General features: G+C 43.8%; 18 protein-coding genes and 1 riboswitch. Of the genes, 15 read left to right on the forward strand and 3 right to left on the reverse strand.

Annotation, left to right across the window (positions count from 1 at the left end):
• Positions 1-110: 110 nt before the first annotated feature.
• Complete coding sequence (locus tag AC4E8A_RS02420; RefSeq protein ID WP_490196593.1) at positions 111-785, reverse strand: YczE/YyaS/YitT family protein; 675 nt, start codon at positions 783-785, stop codon at positions 111-113.
• Positions 786-1314: 529 nt separating this feature from the next.
• On the opposite strand from AC4E8A_RS02420, the gene nhaC reads away from it, so the two are divergent.
• The 8 genes from nhaC to AC4E8A_RS02460 all read left to right on the forward strand — a co-directional run bounded on the left by nhaC (position 1315) and on the right by AC4E8A_RS02460 (position 9397).
• On the forward strand, positions 1315-2748 hold the full coding sequence (nhaC, locus tag AC4E8A_RS02425; protein ID WP_490196594.1) for a Na+/H+ antiporter NhaC: 1434 nt from the start codon (positions 1315-1317) through the stop codon (positions 2746-2748).
• A gap of 420 nt (positions 2749-3168) precedes the next feature.
• Positions 3169-4122: an ABC transporter permease gene (locus AC4E8A_RS02430; protein ID WP_490196595.1), complete on the forward strand. Its 954-nt coding sequence runs from the start codon at positions 3169-3171 to the stop codon at positions 4120-4122.
• The gene (locus AC4E8A_RS02435; RefSeq protein ID WP_490196596.1) at positions 4112-5065 is read left to right on the forward strand and encodes an iron chelate uptake ABC transporter family permease subunit; all 954 of its coding nucleotides are present in this window, start codon (positions 4112-4114) and stop codon (positions 5063-5065) included. The genes AC4E8A_RS02430 and AC4E8A_RS02435 overlap by 11 nt, the downstream gene beginning before the upstream one ends.
• Positions 5059-5817 (forward strand): iron ABC transporter ATP-binding protein, encoded by a 759-nt coding sequence (locus tag AC4E8A_RS02440; RefSeq protein ID WP_490196597.1) that lies wholly within the window; start codon positions 5059-5061, stop codon positions 5815-5817. Before AC4E8A_RS02435 ends, AC4E8A_RS02440 begins: the two co-directional genes overlap by 7 nt.
• Positions 5818-5984: 167 nt before the next feature.
• Entirely contained in the window at positions 5985-6989 is a 1005-nt protein-coding gene (locus tag AC4E8A_RS02445; protein WP_490196598.1) for a siderophore ABC transporter substrate-binding protein, read from the forward strand.
• Positions 6990-7061: 72 nt separating this feature from the next.
• Positions 7062-7634 carry a nitroreductase family protein gene (locus AC4E8A_RS02450; protein ID WP_490196599.1) on the forward strand — a complete coding sequence of 191 codons (573 nt, stop codon included), beginning with the start codon at positions 7062-7064 and terminating at the stop codon, positions 7632-7634.
• A 55-nt stretch (positions 7635-7689) separates the two neighbouring features.
• Positions 7690-8331: an O-methyltransferase gene (locus AC4E8A_RS02455; protein WP_490196600.1), complete on the forward strand. Its 642-nt coding sequence runs from the start codon at positions 7690-7692 to the stop codon at positions 8329-8331.
• A 463-nt stretch (positions 8332-8794) separates the two neighbouring features.
• Positions 8795-9397, forward strand: coding sequence for a zinc dependent phospholipase C family protein (locus AC4E8A_RS02460; protein ID WP_490196601.1), 603 nt, complete (start codon positions 8795-8797; stop codon positions 9395-9397).
• Positions 9398-10349: 952 nt separating this feature from the next.
• Here the strand turns inward: AC4E8A_RS02460 and AC4E8A_RS02465 are convergent.
• Positions 10350-11048 (reverse strand): hypothetical protein, encoded by a 699-nt coding sequence (locus tag AC4E8A_RS02465; protein ID WP_490196602.1) that lies wholly within the window; start codon positions 11046-11048, stop codon positions 10350-10352.
• 893 nt (positions 11049-11941) lie between these two features.
• On the opposite strand from AC4E8A_RS02465, the gene AC4E8A_RS02470 reads away from it, so the two are divergent.
• From AC4E8A_RS02470 to AC4E8A_RS02485, 4 genes are all read left to right on the forward strand, one after another.
• Positions 11942-13315, forward strand: a complete 1374-nt coding sequence (locus tag AC4E8A_RS02470) for an MDR family MFS transporter (RefSeq protein ID WP_490196603.1) — start codon at positions 11942-11944, stop codon at positions 13313-13315.
• Positions 13316-13496: 181 nt separating this feature from the next.
• Positions 13497-14741 carry an MFS transporter gene (locus AC4E8A_RS02475; protein ID WP_490196604.1) on the forward strand — a complete coding sequence of 415 codons (1245 nt, stop codon included), beginning with the start codon at positions 13497-13499 and terminating at the stop codon, positions 14739-14741.
• A 222-nt stretch (positions 14742-14963) separates the two neighbouring features.
• Positions 14964-15065: riboswitch (SAM riboswitch) on the forward strand.
• An 89-nt stretch (positions 15066-15154) separates the two neighbouring features.
• Positions 15155-16258, forward strand: a complete 1104-nt coding sequence (locus AC4E8A_RS02480) for a 5-methyltetrahydropteroyltriglutamate--homocysteine S-methyltransferase (protein ID WP_490196605.1) — start codon at positions 15155-15157, stop codon at positions 16256-16258.
• A gap of 339 nt (positions 16259-16597) precedes the next feature.
• Positions 16598-17791 carry an MFS transporter gene (locus AC4E8A_RS02485; protein WP_490196606.1) on the forward strand — a complete coding sequence of 398 codons (1194 nt, stop codon included), beginning with the start codon at positions 16598-16600 and terminating at the stop codon, positions 17789-17791.
• Positions 17792-18027: 236 nt separating this feature from the next.
• Here the strand turns inward: AC4E8A_RS02485 and AC4E8A_RS02490 are convergent, their stop codons facing one another.
• Entirely contained in the window at positions 18028-18609 is a 582-nt protein-coding gene (locus tag AC4E8A_RS02490; RefSeq protein ID WP_490196607.1) for a hypothetical protein, read from the reverse strand.
• 214 nt (positions 18610-18823) lie between these two features.
• Between AC4E8A_RS02490 and AC4E8A_RS02495 the strand changes: the two genes are divergently transcribed.
• Genes AC4E8A_RS02495 through AC4E8A_RS02505 form a run of 3 tightly spaced genes read left to right on the forward strand, consistent with a single transcriptional unit; the run spans position 18824 to position 20832 of the window.
• Positions 18824-19918 (forward strand): hypothetical protein, encoded by a 1095-nt coding sequence (locus AC4E8A_RS02495; protein ID WP_490196608.1) that lies wholly within the window; start codon positions 18824-18826, stop codon positions 19916-19918.
• Complete coding sequence (locus AC4E8A_RS02500) at positions 19918-20313, forward strand: hypothetical protein (protein WP_490196609.1); 396 nt, start codon at positions 19918-19920, stop codon at positions 20311-20313. Before AC4E8A_RS02495 ends, AC4E8A_RS02500 begins: the two co-directional genes overlap by 1 nt.
• A 12-nt stretch (positions 20314-20325) precedes the next feature.
• Positions 20326-20832: a GNAT family N-acetyltransferase gene (locus AC4E8A_RS02505; protein WP_490196610.1), complete on the forward strand. Its 507-nt coding sequence runs from the start codon at positions 20326-20328 to the stop codon at positions 20830-20832.
• Positions 20833-21094 lie beyond the last annotated feature (262 nt).

The raw sequence follows: 21094 nt of genomic DNA on the forward strand, positions 1-21094 counted from the left end.
TTTACTTGAGCAGGCATATATACCGTCTAGAAAAAATAACGGCCACGTTTTTAATTAACATGGCCTATTTGTGTGTCCAGCTCAAAAGCAGTCCAGTCACAGGCAGCAGTTTAAGGTAGGCGGCTATCCCTCTGTTCTTCCGAAAACTCCGCTGCAACCTGTTTATCCTTTTTAGTAAAACGCGAAAGTGTTTCAATCCACCCAGTGCATATTTTATAAGACAACTGAAAGATCGGACTCTGGATGAAGGTGAAAATGAAGGTGAAGATAAAGACGGGACCCCCTAGCAAAAGCGCCACCAGGAGTACCGCGCTTTCGACGGATATTCTCACTTTGCTTATCGAATATCCCAGCTTATCTGAAATCGAAAGCATGAAACCGTCCCTTGGCCCGGCGCCGACTCTCGATGCGTTATACATTCCTCCTCCAATTCCCATAATGACAATCCCTATCAATAGGACTAGAATATCCCACGGCAGTATGGAGGGCTGGGGAAGAACATCCAGCCAGAGAAAAAGGTCTACCATCGGCCCGACCATAACTGCATTGAAAAAAGTGCCGACATTGATATAGCTTCGATCGATGACCAATGAAACAAGTACAAGAATAATGCCGACGATCACGCTCCACGTTCCGATGGTGAACCCCCATCTTTCTTGGAGTGCGATGTTCAGAACATCCCAAGGGTGTACGCCAAGAGATTGCACCTTAATTGCCACAGCTATCCCATAACTAAAAAGGATCAGCCCTGATAGGAAAAAGGGGATCTGTATTTTAAGCCTCACAACATCACTCCTTTCCACTGTTAATTTTCATTAGTTTACCTTATTACCCTAGTGTAGAAAAGATGTTTATCTTCATATAGACCCTGTTGGTTAGTAATCATTGGCGAACAGATACAGTGGCGGTCCTTCCTGCACGAGAGACCACACAGGTTTCCCCTGGGAAGAAGTTGTTCTGAGGCCGTGGCTGCCTGAAAAAACGATCCTGAAACAAAGCTGCTGAGTCGAAAAGTTTCTTAATCAAGAGAATAGTAAAGTATTCTTGTGATTCACATAATAAAATCGCTGTTATTAAAGTATAAGCCAGCCAGGGTGTATTATATTGGTCATTATCAGAATTTACTAATAATTTAAACTATAGTATTATTTTTATATACTAATGACAACTTGGTAACACGAAGGCACCTCCTTCTTCCTTCCCATTTCCTCAAGGAAACAAGCCAAAATCTCCATTAGTAAGACATCTCTAATCGTTCCTCTTCATGGAACGAATCTAAAGAATGTTATATTCTAAAAACAAAGGAGTGGTTGGTTGGACACCGACAAAATTAGAAAACCGTCTTTTATGTACGCGCTGATAATGTTACTCTCAGCAATTGCGATTATTTCAGTTGGAATCCTCGTTTTTGATGCACCTATTCAAATTCTGATGTTTATGAGTATGCTTGTACTGATTCCCTTTATGATGAGATTGGGATTCACGTATAAGCAAGTTGAAAAGTCGATGATGAGATCGATGAGCAAGGCATTGCAGCCTGGCTTGATTCTTTTAACCGTCGGGATTTTAATAGGTGCATGGATTGCGTCCGGTACCGTACCTACATTAATTTATTTCGGTATTGAAGCCGTGTCGCCTCAATTCTTTTTAGTGACAACCTTGATATTCTGTTCACTTGTATCATTAGCTACAGGTACGTCCTGGGGAACAATCGGTACGGCAGGGATAGCCATGATGGGTGTTGGCACAAGCCTCGGTATACCGGCTGCCATGACAGCCGGTGCCATAATCAGCGGAGCCTATTTCGGAGATAAAATATCGCCTCTTTCCGATTCGACAAACCTGGCTCCAACTGTTACTGGGGGAGAGTTATTCTCTCATATTAAACATATGCTCTGGACCACTGTTCCAGCTTATATCATGACAGCTCTCATCTTTACGGTCATGGGCTTGCAATATAATGCTGGTACCGCTGAAGAAGGAAGTGTTACGGCATTGACTTCTTATTTAGCTGAAACATTTAATCTGGGGCTTGTGCCGTTACTTCCGATTGCTGTTCTTGTGGCTCTACTAGTATTAAAGAAACCGGCCATTCCATCTATCTTCATTGCTTCAGCGACTGGCGGACTGGTTGCCATTGTCTATCAAGGGGTCGGTTTCGCTGAGACCATTGGAATTTTTTATAATGGATACAACGTAGAGTCTGGTATTGAGGTTGTTGACAGTTTACTGCAGCGCGGCGGCTTGACAAGTATGCTCGGCCTGATTGCCTTATTCTTGTTTGCCTTAGGGCTTGGAGGAATGCTTGCTGAATCAAAGGTCTTGGAAGCGCTGATTGCTTCCTTTGTAGATAAAATTCAACATACGGGCGTCCTTGTTTTCGTCACGATCATTGTCAGTTATGTGACCCTTGCTATTGGAGGAGCGATTTATTTCTCTACCGTCATGGGCGGAACGCTAATGAAGCCGATTTTCGACAGGTTGAATCTTAAACCGGAAAATCTCTCAAGGATTTTGGAGGATACAGGTACCCAGGGCGGTGCGCTGATCCCGTGGACTGGAAGCGGAATTTATACAGCAGGTGTGCTGGGTGTCGCGACGTTGGCCTATCTTCCATTCTGCTTCTTGGCACTTCTTACACCGATGGTTTCATTGTTCTACGGAATAACTGGTTTAACGATGACGAAGAATGAGGAACCAAGGAAAGGCAAAAGAAAAACAGGTGCTGTTGAATCTGTAGGAGCGTAAGACTGAATGACCCTTAAAGCGGAGGTTGAAAGACTCTGCTTTAAGGTTTTTTTTGTTTGTTATGGTTCTTATTGGCTTTGCCGCGATTCTGGAGGATGGGATAGAAAAAAGGCAAAAGAGAAGAGGAGTAACTGAAGGGATAAGGGAGATTTACTATCACGCGATACCAGATCCGTTATCAAATGACAACCAGGCGATTCATTACCCGAGAATTAATTTTCGAAAAAGTGAAAGTTTTTCCATTTTAATGTTGACAATCGATAATGATAATTGTTATCATTTAGTCGGAAGTAAGATACTTGTTTAAAAAGACAGGTAAAAGTGAGTGGATGGCTCACTACTTTTTTTGGCTCTTAATGATAATCATTATCATTGAGAATGCAGCCGGGATGATGTCATAGTTGTGAGGAAGAAGAGGTTATGAAACTACTTTATTTAGTGATCATGTTAGTGGTATTGTCGATTACATCACTTTTTGTAGGCGTTTCCAGTTTATCGCCATTGGATATCTTCAGTTTAAGTGAAGATCAGCTTGAAATCTTGCTGATTAGCCGCATCCCGCGGCTCGTCAGTATCCTGATTGCGGGTATGGCAATGAGTATTGTCGGCTTGATCATGCAGCAGCTCAGCAGGAACAAGTTCGTCTCTCCCACGACTGCGGGAACGATGGATTCAGCGAGACTCGGAATCCTGGTTGCGTTGATTCTTTTCCCGGCAGCAGGAATGCTGGAGAAAATGGCGGTGGCTTTTGTTTTTGCCCTGCTTGGAACGTTTGTCTTTATGAAGATACTGGACAAAATCAAGTTCAAGGATGCCATCTTCATCCCGTTGGTCGGATTGATGTTCGGGAATATCGTTGGATCCATCACAACGTTCTTTGCCTACAAATATAACCTGATCCAGAGCATCGGATCCTGGCTGCATGGTGATTTTTCCATGATCATCAAAGGACGGTATGAGCTTCTGTATATCAGCATACCGGCTGTCATCCTGGCTTACATATTTGCAAACCGCTTCACCATTGCCGGAATGGGCGAGGATTTTGCCACAAACCTCGGATTGAATTTTAAACAGGTAGTGAATATCGGGTTGGTCATTGTCGCTCTTGTATCATCCTGCATCATGCTGACAGTTGGTTCGCTGCCGTTCCTGGGTTTGATCATTCCCAATATCGTGACGATTTATCAAGGAGACCACCTGAAAAAGAGCCTGCATCATACAGCGCTTCTTGGCGCCGTGTTCGTATTGATTTGCGACATCTTCGGCAGGATCATCATCTTCCCGTACGAAGTGTCCATCGGGTTGACTGTCGGTGTCATCGGGAGCGGGATTTTCCTTTACTTACTGATAAGGAGAAGAGCGCATGGGCTATAAACCAAAACTTATCATTCTCTTAATCTTAGCCATAACATTATCGGCCTTGTTCTTGTTCTGGGATATCGGGGAGCATTGGGGATACATACTTCCGAAACGGGCGATCAAAGTATTTGCCATCATACTGACGGGCAGCTGCATTGCCTTTTCAACCGTCGTGTTCCAAACCATAACGAACAACCGGATCCTGACTCCGAGCTTAATCGGCCTGGACTCCCTTTACATGCTGATTCAAACCGTTATCGTGTTTGTGTTCGGCGGGGCTTCGCTTGCCATGATGAGCAGAGGATATCACTATCTTCTGTCTGTTGGACTGATGGTCTTATTCGCCATCATTTTATTCCGGTTCATTTTCATGAAAAAGGAAGGCAGAAACATTTACTTCCTTCTATTAATAGGCATCATCATGGGGACTTTCTTTGGAAGCATTTCGTCCTTCATGCAGTTACTCATAGATCCCAATGAATTCCTGGTAGTGCAAGATTCAATGTTTGCGAGTTTCAACAATGTGAATACAGACCTTCTATGGGTTTCGGTCCTATTGCTGATTCTTGTGACGCTTTATTTCTTCAGGTTTATAAAGTATCTGGATGTCCTGTCGCTGGGCAGGGATCAGGCGGTAAACCTTGGAGTTCCTTACGACTTTGTCGTCCAGCGCCTGCTTATCGTCGTAGCGATTCTTGTGGCGATCTCGACTGCATTGGTGGGACCGATTACATTCTTAGGCCTCCTTGTCGTCAATGTCGCTCATGAATTTTTAAAAACCTATCGGCATGCTGTCCTGATCACCGGTTCGATTTTGATCAGCATCGTGGCATTGGCCGGAGGGCAGTTCATTGTCGAAAGAGTCTTCACGTTCTCTACAACCGTAAGCGTCATCATCAACTTTATAGGCGGCGTCTACTTCATTTATTTGCTGCTAAAGGAGAATAAATCATGGTAGAAGTAAAAAATGTTTCGAAGCTCTATGGAAATAAGAAGGTGGTAGAGGATGTATCGCTCAATATCCAAAAAGGGAAAATCACTTCTTTCATCGGGTCGAATGGGGCAGGCAAGAGCACCCTGCTGTCGATTGTCTCCAGGCTGATTCCCAGGAATGAAGGGTCTGTCCTTCTGGAAGGAAAAGAGATCACGTCTTATAAGAGCAATGATCTTGCCAAGACGATTTCAATTTTGAAACAGTCCAATAACGTGAATGTGCGGATTACGATTCGTGAACTCGTGAGCTTCGGCCGTTTTCCCTACTCACAGGGCAGGCTGACAAAAGAAGATGAGCGATTCGTTGATGAAGCGATTCACTATATGGAATTGGAAGAATTGCAGGATACCTTCATCGATGAATTAAGCGGCGGCCAGCTGCAGAGAGCGTATATCGCGATGGTCGTCGCCCAGAACACAGAATACATCCTGCTGGATGAGCCCCTTAATAATCTGGATATGAAACACTCAGCCCAGATCATGAAAGCCTTGCGGAAAATGAGTGATGAGCTTGGAAAGACGATTGTCATCGTCATCCATGACATCAATTTTGCCTCCTGTTATTCGGACTATATTGTCGCCCTGAAATACGGAAAAGTCATCCGGGAAGGCAAAACCGAAGACATCATCAACAATGAAGTTCTGAAGGAAGTATTTGATATGGATTTTCACATCGAAGAAATTAACGGCAACCGTATCTGTGTCTATTTTACTTAGGTCTTAAAATATTTTTAATGGCTGTATTCTGAGAGATTGTTGATTCTACACGATTTAATCCTACTTCTGTAAACAGCGGAAATCTTATCTGAAATCAACAATTTTACGGAACTGGCCATTTAGAATAATTTAAACATAAATCAAAAAAATCTTAAGGAGTGGTATACATGAAGAAAGGTCTTGTAGGTCTATTGATGGCAGCCATGCTAATGGTTGTTCTTGCAGCTTGCGGTACAAATGAGGGAGCATCAACGGATACAGAAAGAGTAGAAACAGCAACGGAGTCTGCGACATCATCAACGGATACTGAGGAAAAGGCAGAAGAGCCTGCTGACATCACAGTGAAGCATGAACTTGGTGAAGCAGTCGTTCCGAAAAACCCTAAGAATGTCGTTGTGTTCGACTTTGGTGCATTGGATACATTGGATAAGCTTGGCGTTGAAGCAGCTGGTGTCGCGAAAGGAAGCGCATTGCCTAATTATCTCTCAAAATATGAAGATGATAAATACGAAAATGTAGGGAGCTTGAAAGAGCCTGACTTTGAAACCATCTACGGCATGGAACCGGAATTGATCCTTATCTCCGGAAGACAGTCTGCTGCCTATGAAGAGTTGAACAAGATTGCCCCAACTGTATTCATCGGGGTAGATGAAGCGAATTACATGGAGTCGTTCTCTCACAACGTAGAACTTTTAGGTGAAATCTTCGGCAAGGAAGAAGCAGCTGCAGAAGAGCTTGCCAAGATTAATGAAAAAGTGGCAGAATTGCAGGAAATGACAAAAGCAGATGACAAAAAAGGATTGCTGACGTTAACAACAGGCGGTAAATTGAGTGCTTATGGTGCAGGTTCAAGATTCGGCATCATTCATGATGTTTTCGGTGTCAAGCAGGCGGATGAGAATATTGATGCTTCTACACACGGCATGAATGTAACATTTGAATATATCGCTGAGAAAAATCCTGACTACCTATTCATCATCGACCGTGACCAGGCTATTGGTGAAGACGCAAAAGCAAGCGAAATATTCAACAATGAGCTTGTGAACAAAACAAATGCTGCTAAAGAAGGGAAGCTTATCTATTTAGATCCGACTGTTTGGTATCTATCCGGAGGCGGCTTGACTTCCGTTGCGCAGCAAGTGGATGAAGTAAAAGCAGGGCTTGAGCAGTAAATTATACTTAGGACAAATGCCCATTTCCCGATGGGTATTTGTTTTTTTAATGTAAAAAGGAGACTACTAACCATGACCAATATGAGTATCAGTGGAGCAATCAAAGGGCGCCGGTCGATCAAACGGTTTAACAGCGAGGCCATCCCAACAGAAGTTTTGTTTGAACTATTGAACACAGCCGCATGGGCTCCAAACCATGGGCTCAGGGAACCTTGGAGATTTATTCTATTCATGGAAGACGGCCGTGAGCAGCTGGCAGAAGCGATCATCAATAACCCGGGCGGCAAAAAGAAAACGCCGGAAATGATCAGGGCAAACATCATGAACGCCCCGGTATCCCTGCTGGTCGTCATGAATGAAGATCCACGCCAGAAAGAATGGGAAGAAGACTATGCTGCGGTTTGTGCTTTTATCCAGAATCTTCAATTGGCTGCCTGGGAAAAGGGCATCGGGACCATCTGGAAAACAAGCCCGTTCATCCACTCGCCATTCTTCAGGGAACAGGTTGGCGTCAAGCCGGGGGAAAAAATCGTCGGGCTGATTCATTCCGGATATCCGGAGAAGGTACCGGAAGCAAGACCAAGGACGCCGATTGAAGAAAAAGTTCAAATGATTACGGCTAAGGTGCACTTGGTCGAAGCATAAGAGAAACAGGACAGGCCGCCTGTCCCTGTTCGATCAAAAGAAAGGATGATAAATCATGAAACAAATCAATCGCTATATTGATTCACTATTTGGTTATCAGGATGAGCTTTTGGAAGAGGTGCTCTCCTCTATCAAAGAAAATGGGATGCCTTCGATATCAGTATCTTCTTCATCGGGAAAACTCCTTACCATGCTTGTATCCATTTCCGGAGCCAGGAATGTCCTGGAAATCGGGGCGCTTGGCGGATTCAGCGGAATTTGCCTGGCAAGAGGTTTCGGCAGTGAAGGGAAGCTGACTTCTCTTGAATTGGAGGACAAATATGCACAGCTTGCCCACAGCAACCTAGAAAAGGCAGGCTATGGTGATCAAGCATCCTATTTGGTTGGACCTGCCTTGGAGAGCCTTCAGAAACTGGCAGGCGAAGATCGTCAATTCGACTTCTTCTTCATTGATGCGGACAAAGGAAATTATGAGAATTACCTGAAATTCTGTGTTGAATTGGCTGAACCGGGTGCCTTGATCGTTGCGGATAACGTGCTCTCACGCGGGAGCGTAGCAGATCCAGCCATTGAAGCAAGACACTCTACCGAAGCCATGAAGAAGTTTAATGAAGCAGTATCCAAACATCCTCAACTGGAATCGATCCTTCTTCCTATCGGAGATGGATTAACCGTTTCAAGAGTGAAGCCGAAATAGGCTCTTACTCCTTTCAATCGTTGGATTCCCAGAAAAACGGTACTGGCCTTAAACCAAACTGCGGCTGGCAGGAGATCCAGCTGATTTTTTGAACACTCAATGACAGGCTTTTTAGAGACATCCAAAACGTACCTGTTTGTTGTTAAGGAAACAGAAGCAATTCACAACTAAAATGTAATCCTTCTTTAACACATCAAATCATATAAAGAATAGCAGGCCAAATGGTGAAATGGGTGTCTGCTATTCTTTTTTGTTGTAACGCCGGATCAACGGAAATGGTAGCTGTATGTCTCCATGAGAATGGTCTGGATAGAAATTCAGTTATCAGAACCTTGCCGATTAATTAGTGGTTGGAGGATGTTCCGTGAATGGAGCTGGTTACTGGAAGAGGATTGGATAGAAATGAAGGAGCTTTTACAATCTTTATTGAACCTAAAAGGAAAGGGAAAAGGGGGAAATTAAATTGGGTTCGAGAATAATGCACTTGGTTATAGCAAATAGAATAGCAGACGACCTATCAATCAAAGATAAAACATCATTTCTTTTAGGGGCCATCGCAGCTGATGCAGTTTCACCTAAAGACTTATCACATTTTTACAAAGGTGAAGTTAATGACTATTCCCGATATATTGATTACACGGAATTCATATATAAATATAATTTTAATAAAGATTCCCACTTTATACAGGGATACTATACTCACTTAATCGCTGATGACATTTGGTTGAAAGGCTTTTATTTACCTTGGTTAAAGAACCGAATGGAGGCAGACGAAAATATATACAATCGATACCATAATGATTTTCGATTACTCAATGGGAAACTATTAAATTACTATGGTTTCACACAACGATTAAGAGAATCATTAAGTAAATGCGGGACAATCATTGACACGGAAGAGGTAAAATCCAACGATATAAAAGAATTTGTCCCTTATGTAATAGGGGATATGGATTATGGTAGCGGCGAACTGGAACAGCCACTAAGAGTGTTCACAATGGAACAAATTATTGGGTATATAGAGACTTCCGTAGATAAGGGCTTAATCTGCATTAAATCTCTATAAATAGTTAAGGGGCTCGTGTTGAACTAAACCACTTAATAAATGATTAACCTTATTTTTAAAACGGGGAGTTTCTGAACAAGCATCCGCTCCTACTTTATTCAAGTAAGGTTAATTGGAGAGATAAAATAAAAACGGGAATACCAAACCAATCAAAATTGAAGCAGTTTTTGTTGACCGTGATGGAACTATTGCTGGTAATGGACCCTTTAATCACCCGCAAGATTTCTCCCCATATGCATTTTGTAGAGCTGCCATACAATTTTTAAAGGATAATAACATAAAAACTTTTGCCTGTACTAATCAACATAGAATAAGTAGAGGTGAAGCTACTCTCGAAGATTTTCACAAGGAATTTCAATCGTATAAATTTGATGATGCCTTTATTTGTCCTCATAGTTCAGGAGATGATTGTAATGGTCATAAGCCAAAACCAGGAATGCTTTTAGAAGCATCAAAGTTTTACTTGGCGAAAGTTTCACAAGTGAAGAACTAAAAGCAGCAATAGAAAATGATCCTGCCACAAGGGAGTACCTTGAATATGTTGATCACAAACGTGAAAGAAATAAATAATGAAGAACAAATAAAATATCTTTCCTTTCAATTATTGAATTTCTATCTGAACTACATTTTCAACCTATCTCCAACTTAGATATAAAAAAACAGAGTGTTGAAGATATACATCAATCCATAGTTGAGTTATACGACATTTTTAGAGATAAGCTATTCCCATATATGAATGAAAAATAAAAGTCAGAGGCCTCTCAAAACTGTCTTATCACGGGGATTTTGCTGCATCTAATATTTTATGGGATTCAAAAGGCAACGGCTACCCTATGTGTATCAGAACCCGTTCATAAAAGTTGTACTTTTATGAACGGGTTCTGAACCATATGTTCAAATCATATTTCATTTTCTTAGAAAACTATAAATGACCGTTGCACATTGCAGCAGACTAGGGATTTACCTGTGTAATTTTACATAACGATATAGCTGCAGTGATTATGGTTTCTTCATCAATAGGTAGTTCACCAATTACAATTCCAAGACCTGTTCTGTCCACATTATAATTGGCAGCCACTGAACCTTGACTGAGCCTAATATCTACTGTTGAGCCGATAAGAGTATCAAATAATTGTCTAAGTGGTCGTTCGCGACAGGCACATTCGCCTGGGAAATCGACAGGAGGTTCCAATTCAATGTCAGGTCCGGGTAAAAAGGCGACCCCAAGTAAGTCTGCGATGCTGACTACAGAAGTTGTGGATGTTATTTCGTTTGTAACAGTAACCAAAAAATCATTTACATCATTGATGGTAACTAAAAATAGAAGGGGGGGTTCATTTGGTGGGTCTGCAATAGTTGGGAGGATAACCATTTCTCCGATTAGTTGTTGTAGAACATTTTGAAGAGGAGAAACACAACAATCACAAATACTGGTTTCTGGTCCAGGAGGTCCTTGTTCTCCTTGAGGTCCAGAAGGTCCTTGCTCTCCTTGAGGTCCAGAAGGTCCCTGTTCTCCTTGAGGTCCAGGAGGACAATCACACTTGAACGGGAAAAAATCACAACTTTCAGGAGCAACCACCAATTCTTTTGGGTGATAGCTGTTTCCTTTTCTAAGTTTAGGTAATATTCCTTTCTCGAGATCTCTCATCATTTATCTAGTTCCTTTCTATTTTTTATTAAGTGAGATAAACCTATAACGGCCATTTTCACTTACTTTGCACTAGGTTTGCTTTACTTCACGGTTATCGTTCTATACTTTATGGTAAGTACAAGGAATTGGCTTGGACGAATAATAGTATCACCCCAATTAGTGATACTTTAATGGATAAGTTTCCAGATGGGAATTTAAAAGCCAAACCAACAGCACCGCCTGGGGTGCTACTGGTTAGGTGAGTAGAAAATAACGACTTCGGAGATATGGACAAGCTTACACCTCCGTTTATTTTTCGAGGTTTCTATATACATTTATAAATATGTTAGGTGATTAAATTCAGCTTTAATTTTAATGGGTTAAAAATGGTCAAAACCAAAAGTTTGTGAATAATTGCACTTAAACTAACGTGGGCTTTAATGGAACACAAAAGAATCCTCCTTATTGTGGTTTTTAGTCTTTTTTACCACCTGTATGATTGGATCGATAGGCGGGCTCGCCGCACGCCTGGAGCGGAAATCATTTTGAAGAACGTGTTCCATAACCATACTAGTCACGAATGCACTGCTAAAAAAGGGGGGGGGGACGGTGGCAGGTTCCTCCTCTAGAAGCTATGCTATTTTATGTTTTAGCCCCGGAAAGGATGTCTTTTTTCGTTGGAAGGATAGGAGCTTAAGGAGAAAAGAAGCCTGTATGAGCAGCCCTGCTTCATCAATCGTTGGAATACGCAAGTTACTTCATCTGTCTTTTGAGCATTAAAGTGGTAAGATAGATGAAGGATTTTCATGTACTTTTTTAAATAGAGGCGAAGAAAGTGCACACCAGATATCCTGATCTCCGCATCTTCGTTTGGTTTTGGCCGGAATTTACATAGAAGAAAGGGATAATACAAAATGAATAGTGAAACCAAACAAAAATCAGTTGTTTTTGCTTTATTAATTGCAACGTTTCTAACTGCGATAGAAGGAACGATTGTCAGCACAGCGATGCCGAAGATTGTAGAAGATCTGGGAGGGAGTGAGCTTTATACCTGGGTCATCTCCGTCTATCTTCTGGCCATTGTCATTAGTACGCCTGTCTTTGGGAAACTGGCCGATTTATTTGGTAGAAAGATCATGTTTACTATAGGGGTCAGTATTTTTCTAGCAGGATCGATGCTCTCCGGGTTATCACAATCGATGGAACAGCTGGTCCTGTTCCGCTTGATTCAGGGAATTGGAGCAGGGGCGTTGACGACACTTCCTTTTACCATCATTGGTGACGTTTTTACATTTGAACTGCGTGCCAAAATGCAAGGATGGATGAGCAGTGTCTGGGGGATAGCGGGGATAGCAGGTCCGCTTGCAGGCGGGTTCATTGTGGATACCATTTCATGGCATTGGATCTTCTATATGAATCTTCCATTCGGAATCATTTCGCTCTTCCTGTTATGGACGTCGTTAAAGGAGAATGTAGAAAAGAAAAAACACAAAATCGACTATGGCGGGATTTTCACTTTTGCTGTCAGCATAACGGCCTTCCTGTATTCCTTAACCTTATTAAAGGAACAAAAGCAAGTGACGACTGGAATTCTATCTTTAATGATTCTGGCGGTCGTTGGAATCTGTCTATTTATCTGGATTGAATCGAAGGCGGAAGAGCCCATGCTGCCCCTTTCATTATTCAAGAATCGCTTTATCACGATCTCGACTATTGCAGGTTTTCTGCTTGGCTTCATTCTGGTTACCGTCACGTTCTATATCCCATTATGGGTCCAGGGGGTCACGAATTTAAATGCCACCCTGTCTGGTGTGACAATGCTGCCGATGTCCATTACCTGGCCGTTCGCTGCGGTCCTGTCAGGGAAACTGTTAGCCAAAACCTCCATTGGAAGAATTACGATAATGGGGATTACGGTCATTACAGCGGGATGCTTAGGATTAGTACTATTTAATGAACATACGACTGTGCCGTGGATGATGGTTGTCACGGCAATCATTGGATTTGGTTTCGGCTTATCGCTGACAGCCTTCACTGTAGCGGTCCAATCAGCCGTTGAATGGAAAGTCCGGGGAGCGGCCATGGGCACATTCAATTTAATGCGGAACTTGGGCCAGTCCATCGGGATTGCCGTTTCAGGCCTGTGGCTGAGCGACCAGTTAAGAGGCTATGTGTTAGAGACCAGCTTACACACAGTCTTTATAATTCTCGTGGTACTAGCAGTTTGCGCCATCGTGACAGCAGGAATGTTACTTGGTGAAAAAGGGAAACAACTCTCATTGAATTAGAAAGTAAAATAGTGAAAATCAAAAGTAATGCGCCGTCCTAAAGATCTGCGCATTGCTTTTTTTTATGCCGTTTTCACTCTTCGGCCAAAGAGATCGTTCCCTTGTTCATTTTGATCTTTTGTTCCTACTTTTTGGCGTAACCCATATATATAGGAGTAAAAGCAAACAGGAGTAGATCTCATTGAGCAAAAACAACAATAAATTCAGATGGATCATATTTGCTTCCGTATTGTTCACTTATTTGATCATATCGAGCCAGCGGACGGCTCCGGGCTTGATCACAGACAAATTGATGGCTGACTTCAGTGTGACGGCGTCCACCATAGGATTGGTGGCAAGTATTCAGTTTTTTGTATACACCGGTTTACAGATTCCAATGGGGATTTTGGTTGATCGTTATGGACCCAATGTTTTTCTTATTTTCGGTGCGGCACTTACGGGTATAGGGACAATCCTTTATAGCCTCGGCACACATGCATTCATCCTGTTTTTTGCACGGATCCTCACGGGAATAGGGGATGCCACGATCTGGGTAAGTATGGTGTTAATCCTTAGTTTATGGTTTGGCAAGGAGGAATTTCCACGATTGATTGGTTTTGCCGGGATGACAGGAAGTCTTGGTTTCTTACTGGCAACCGTTCCTTTCTCTGCAGTCATCGTCTCGCTTGGATGGAGGGAAGCATTTCTAACAGCGGGGATTCTTTTGTGTCTGTGCAGTTTCTTTCTGTATTTGATACTTGTAAAAAAACCAAAGCAATCTTTATTTGTGAAAAGTAACGTACAACATGAAAAAATAGCAGTCGTACTGCGAAGAATATTCCTGAACCGCCAGGCATGGGCCTTATTCTTGTGTCATTTTGGGATTGTAGGGGGATATATAGGGTTTATTGGGTCATGGGCAGTTCCATATACAATGGATATGTATGGGATGACGCGTATACAAGCAAGCCAACTCATTATGATCAGTCTAATTGGCGCATTGGTTGGCGCCCCTCTGATAGGATGGGTTTCAAGCAGTTTAGGAAAAATCAAACGGCCTTATGTTGTTTTTCATATCATGGTTCTAACGTGTTGGGCTGCCTTTCTTTTATTTAAAGGACATCCGCCGTTTTTTTTGCTGATCGTCCTGATTTTTCTCATAGGATTCGGATTCGGCGCCAATTCATTGACGTTTGCCGCTGTTCGTAAATCGTTCCCTGTCACGGAATCTGGTATCGTTTCCGGGTTTGCGAATACCGGCGGTTTTCTCAGTGCGGTTTTGCTGCCGGGCGTTTTCGGATTCATATTGGAATGGGTTCAGTCCACATCGGGGACTATCGGTGTTGGATACTACTACGGTTTCTTTACCCCGGTGATTTTCTCCATGTTTGGCTTGATCGGCGTGATTATTTTAAAAGAAAAGCAGGAAGCAGCCGGGCGGAACTAGTCTGCTGTTCCTGATTCTTTTCCTGGACAGAGATCCTGATCCTCTGGAAACTGTGCAGGGTTTCCTTGTATCGCTGTCTTGGATGTGAACTGTACCCTGAAAACGGGGGTGGCAAAGGGAATGGCCTGTCCTGACCAGTAATTGCAAGAAAATTATAAAAATAAGTTGACATCGGACCGTTTGCCGTTTATAGTGTATTTAATAACTTAATAGTGTTTCATTTTCTTATCCAGAGAGGTGGAGGGACTGGCCCTTTGATACCTCGGCAGCGGACTATTTATAGTACTGTGCCAATTCCAGTAGCGTAATGCTAGAAGATAAGAAGAGACGGTCATTTACATTTGTTTAATCAACCCCTCTTCTTATGCCGAGAAGAGGGGTTTTTACATTTTGCAGAAAAGGAAGGGATTCAGATGACAAAGACATTGGTTGCTGCACCATTCAGAGCGGATCATGTAGGGAGTTTATTAAGGCCGGAGAGGATTCATCGGGCGAGGAAGGAATTTCAGGAAGGAAGCCTATCTTCAGAAGAATTGCACAGCATCGAGACAGAAGAAATTAAACGAATTGTAGACAAACAGATTGAAGTCGGGCTCCAGGCCGTAACCGACGGGGAGTTCCGCCGCAGGTTTTGGCACACCGATTTCCTTGAGCATTTAAATGGTGTGGAGGGATACGTTCCAGAGCACGGGTTCCATTTTAAAGGTGAGGAAACCGAAAGATACGATGTGCGTGTTACAGGGAAGGTTTCGTTTAACCCGGATCACCCGCATGTGAAGGACTTTGTTGAATTCAAAGACATCGTCGGAGACAGGGCGGTTGCCAAACAGACGATTCCAAGTCCCAATCAGTTGTTCAATGCCGGCATCCGTGATTTGGAGATCTATCCGGATGTGCAGGAGTATGCGGAGGATGTAATCCAGACCTATCGTGAGGCTGTAAAAGCTTTTTATGATGCAGGCTGCCGTTATCTGCAATTTGATGATGTCTATATTGCCGGGCTGAACGCGCCGGAGATACCGTTCAACGACAGCGGCTACTCACGGGAGGAACTGATTGATTTAGCCTTGCACGTGGTGAACAGTGTATTGGAGGATAAGCCGGATGACCTGATTGTGACGACTCATCTCTGCAGAGGCAACTACCGGTCGAAATGGGCCTTCGAAGGCAGCTATGCCAAAATTGCGCCTGTGTTATTTGCCAAAGAGAAAGTAAACGGATTTTTCCTGGAATATGATGATGACCGTTCTGGTGACTTCAAGCCGTTGGATTACATACCAGACGGAGGGCCGAGGGTTGTGCTTGGTGTGTTCACGTCAAAGCATGGTACGTTGGAAGACAAGGAAAACATCAAGGCACGTATTGAAGAGGCAACACAATTTGTGCCTCTGGAACAATTGTGTATCAGCCCGCAGTGCGGTTTTGCCTCCACGCATCACGGAAATATTCTAACCGAAGAAGAACAATGGGAGAAGCTGAAGTATATTGTGGATGTTTCCAGAGAAATTTGGGGATAAGATTCTAATCGGGACGGGGCTGCCTCGTCCTGATTTTTTTGGAGGGCTGCAGACCTGTCCGCCAGGTTGTCTGGTGTTCGAAAGAGTTATATAATGGAAGTATCTTAGACATAAAGGAGGGAATATCATGCAATCGTTCACTTTAGATATCAAAGAAGAGAAAAAATATCTTGTCTTCATGATGTCTATTTTTGGATTTTCAGCTGCCAACGGGACAAGTCTGTCCATTTTCAGCTGAGGATTTAATCTGAACGATTCATGGATTTCCTAAAGATAGTCACGACCACAGGGGATCTCCCTGTGGTTTTTTACTTTTATGTTTAAGAGAGGGCGTATTTTATGGCTATAAAACAAAATAATATATACTTGCTTTATTTTTATCTATTTTTTGCTCAGTTATTTTTTGACCGGGCGTTGTGGGTCATCTACCTTGGCGACAAGGGGTTAACATTCGGAGAAATCGGAATTTTAGAAGCGTTTCTTCATTTAGCAATCGTTCTTTTCGAGGTTCCGACCGGAATGGTGGCTGATTTATATGGAAGGAAGGTCAGCCTGATAATCGGGAATGTTTTCAGTCTTCTTTACGGATTGTTTATGCTGATCAGCGGCACATTTTCAATGTTCACTCTTGCCTTTTTATCCATGGGGCTCCTGGTCACATTCCACTCCGGGGCCGAGCAGGCATTTGCTTATGACACATTGAAAAGTCAAAATCGTGAAAAAGAGTATACGAGGGTCATTGGAAGTATGACCGCTCTCAGCTTATTATCGTTGAGCCTTGCCAAATTCCTCGGCGGCTTCATGGCCGATATCAGCTGGGAGTGGGTGTACGGTTCAACTATTTTCACCCATGTCCTTGCGATTGTTCCGCTCTTATTTATGAAGGAACCAGACCGCGAAGAGCCGGAAGAAATTTCGGGACGCTGGTATCACCAATGGGTTCACCAATTCAAGTTGGGGATCAATGTCTGGAGAAAGAATTCTGTCATTCACCAGCCTGTCGCACTCTTTATTTTAGCGAGTGCCGTCATGGTGATCATTGTGTTCTACGGGCAGGAATACTTCATTCAATTGGGATATTCCCCCGTGGTGGTCGGGGCTGTTTTTACAATTGAGGGGCTCCTGGGAGTGGCGATGGCCAAGATGGCATACAGGGTGGAAAGGCGATTCAAGTTTTTCAATATTTTATACTATGGGTTCGGCATGTTTCTTCTATTCTTTGTGCTTTTCATCTTTGCCAGTGACTGGGCCATCCTGTTGTCGTTTCTTTTCCTTGCGCAGCTGCTGAGCCTGTTTGAACCAATCTTCAGCTCGTTCGTGCAGCAATTTTTAAAAAGCAATATCAGGTCTACTTTCCTTTCGCTTATCGGGCTGCTGGAAAGTTTCGTCATCATGATCAGCTTTCCGTTATTCGGATTTGCGATAGAACGAATCGGTTTCACCAACGGCTTTACTGGCCTTTTGCTTGCCTTCTTTTTTCTGGCAGCGGGGTATCTGGCGGACCAAAGAGTGAAGATGCATCGAAAATCTTGAATGGTAAAGTCAAAAGCTGAAGTTCCCATGCGATCTTCAGCTTTTTTATTGTTTAGCAAGTTATAAAACGGTTGGGGTGTGGATATTGAGGGATAGGTCTGCATCCAGCTCCAGCGGCCAGCACCTCGGGGGCATAAGCCAAGCCGTCAAGAAGGTTAAAGACCAGCCTTCCCGCCGGATCGTCTTATGGCTGTCGGGGCTGATCAAGTCGCTTTCGCTTTTGTTATTGACCATGGCTACTCAAGCCAACCGGAGCCAGGTGGAAATCCGATATAACTGGATGCTTCGGCCCCGATCATGGTCCTGCCTTCATATTCATAGCGGTTAAGATTCCTGGCGATGACAATCTTTTCCCCTCGTTCACCGTAAATTTCTTTCAGCTCTTCAGACTGTATTTCCGGCCTGAATTCAACGGACAAGTTATAAATCTGGTCTTCATCCCGCTTTACCGGCAGAACGATATTTTTGGACCTGGCTTCGACGGTCCCTTCATAAACCGGGGTCTCCACAGGCTGGACACTTTCGTCCGCAATCCCTCTTAGGGAAGCGCCCTTTGGATACTCCCTTAATATGATGTTCAAAATCGTTCCCTTTGGCAAGGCTGTTTCCAGCTTCAGGGTGATTTGCTTTTCTCTATATACAACATCCCCATTCAGAAACACACTCACAGGTTCTTTCTTAATCGTGTCATTGGGAGTGCTGGGCTGCCCATCAGCTTGGGCAATTGGGCGTGGCGAAGAAACCCCGTTTAGATCCATCTCTATACGGCAGCCGCTTAAAAGCAGCAATAGAACCATCATCATACATGCCTTTTTCACTATAAAACAAGCCCCCTTTGGATATGACCTTGGTTCCTATTGAAATGGCTGGTTACTATATCTTTTCTACTATATGCGGGGATATTCCTGCATAGTGGTCTTAATGAAAAATAGGAGAACTTCTAATATCGATCAATCATTTTCTTGAGTAAGGTGATCAATTTCGGAATAATGAATAAAAAGATAGGTTAGTCGGTTTTGGGTGGGGGGCTGTTTGGATGGCGGGGGTAAGGCTGGATTCCTTGTGAGTGAGTTTGTCGCGATTTTTGTGGAATCGGGACAGGAAGGGGCTGGGATTGGGGAAAGGAGTCGCGATTTTGGTGGAATCGGGACAGGAAGAGGCTTGGATCAGGGAAAGGAGTCGCGATTGTGGTGGAATCGGGACAGGAAAGGGCTTGGATTGGGGGAAGGAGTCGCGATTTTGATGGAATCGGGACAGAAAGGGGCTTGGGTCAGGGAAAGGAGTCGCGATTTTGGTGGAATCGGGACAGGAAGAGGCTTGGTTGGGGGAAAGGAGTCGCGATTTTTGTGGAATTGGGACAGGAAGAGGCTTGGATCAGGGAAAGGAGTCGCGATTTTGGTGGAATCGGGACAGGAAGAGGCTTGGTTGGGGGAAAGGAGTCGCGATTGTGGTGGAATCGGGACAGGAAGAGGCTTGGTTGGGGGAAAGGAGTCGCGATTTTGGTGGAATCGGGACAGGAAGGGCTGGGATTGGGGAAAGGAGTCACGATTTTGGTGGAATTGGGACAGGAAGGGGCTTGGATTGGGAAAAGGAGTCGCAATTTTGCTGGAATCGGGACAGGAAGGGGCTGGGATTGGGGAAAGGAGTCGCGATTTTTGTGGAATTGGGACAGGAAGAGGCTTGGCTTGGGGAAAGGAGTCGCGATTTGGTTGGAATCAGGACAGGAAAGGGCTTGGAACAGGGAAAGGAGTCGCGATTTTGTTAGAATCGGGACAGGAAGCGGCTAGGATAGGGGAAAGGAGTCGCGATTTTGCTGGAATTGGGACAGGAAGGGGCTTGGATTGGGGAAAGGAGTCGCGATTCTTGTGGAATCGGGACAGGAAGAGGCTTGGTTCAGGGAAAGGAGTCGCGATTGTGGTGGAATCGGGACAGGAAGCGGCTTGGATCAGGGAAAAGGAGTCGCGATTTTGCTGGAATCGGGACAGGAAGGGGCTGGGATTGGGGAAAGGAGTCGCAATTTTGATGGAATTGGGACAGGAAGGGGCTGGGATTGGGGAAAGGAGTCGCGATTGTGGTGGAATTGGGACAGGAAAGGGCTTGGATCATGGAAAGGAGTCGCAATTTTGATGGAATCGGGACAGGAAGAGGCTTGGTTCAGGGAAAGGAGTCGCGATTGTGGTGGAATCGGGACAGGAAGAGGCTTGGATCAGGGAAAAGGAGTCGCGATTTTGGTGGAATCGGGACAGGAAGAGGCTTGGTTCAGGGAAAGGAGTCGCGATTGTGGTGGAATCGGGACAGGAAGAGGCTTGGATCAGGGAAAAGGAGTCGCGATTTTGCTGGAATCGGGACAGGATGGGGCTGGGATTGGGGAAAGGAGTCGCGATTTTGCTGGAATCGGGACAGAAAGGGGCTTGGGTCAGGGAAAGGAGTCCCGATTAGGACGGAATCGCGACAGAGAACCCTTCGCTCCGTTAAAAAGAGCCCGATTAAACCAGGACGTTTTAGAAATCCATTTTTTATAGGGGGAAATCTTATTGATACGTTTGGCGAAAGAAACTGATGCAGAAGCGGTAATCAAGATAAAAGAAGATATCATTTTATCGGAAAGGACCACAAAATTCTTTCTATCTTCACCAGATGAGCTGGAAGGTGACATCGAGAAGGAACAGAAGAAAATCCGGAGAAGCCTTGAGAAAGGGAATCTTTATGTTGTCTATGAAGCGGACGGAGAAGTTGTCGGGTTTATGATTTTTTATCGGTATGATATGAATCGCTTGAATCATGCAGGATCTATGGGCATGGGAATCAAGGAAGGGTACACCAATCAAGGGATCGGCACAAAACTTATTGAGTACCTTTTGAATTGGGCTAAACAGCAGGATGGCTTGGAAAAAATCTGTTTAGGGGTTGTGTCTGTCAATCATAGAGCCATTAATCTATACACGCGTATGGGTTTTATGGAAGAAGGCAGGCAGAAGAACCAGGTTAAATATGAAGACGGTACATATGCGGATGATATATTGATGGCTTATTTTATATGAAAAAGGAGGCTAAAGCATGTTTGGTAAAAATGAAGAGAAAAAGGAAAAGAGATTCATGTTGAGGGTACGGTGTCAGGGAAAAAATCAGCGTAGATAAGGAGAAGGGGGTGCATTTTCCGGAGGGCACACGCCGTTATTGGCAAGCTGGTAGTTAAATAAGGTAAGAGAAAACTCGTCGATGACGGGTTTTTTGCTTTGAAAAATTTAAGAAATTGAGTGTTTAATGGTTGGGAATATGGAGAAAATGGTGTTAAGAGGAGAT

This window comes from Bacillus sp. SRL337 (assembly GCF_984799155.1).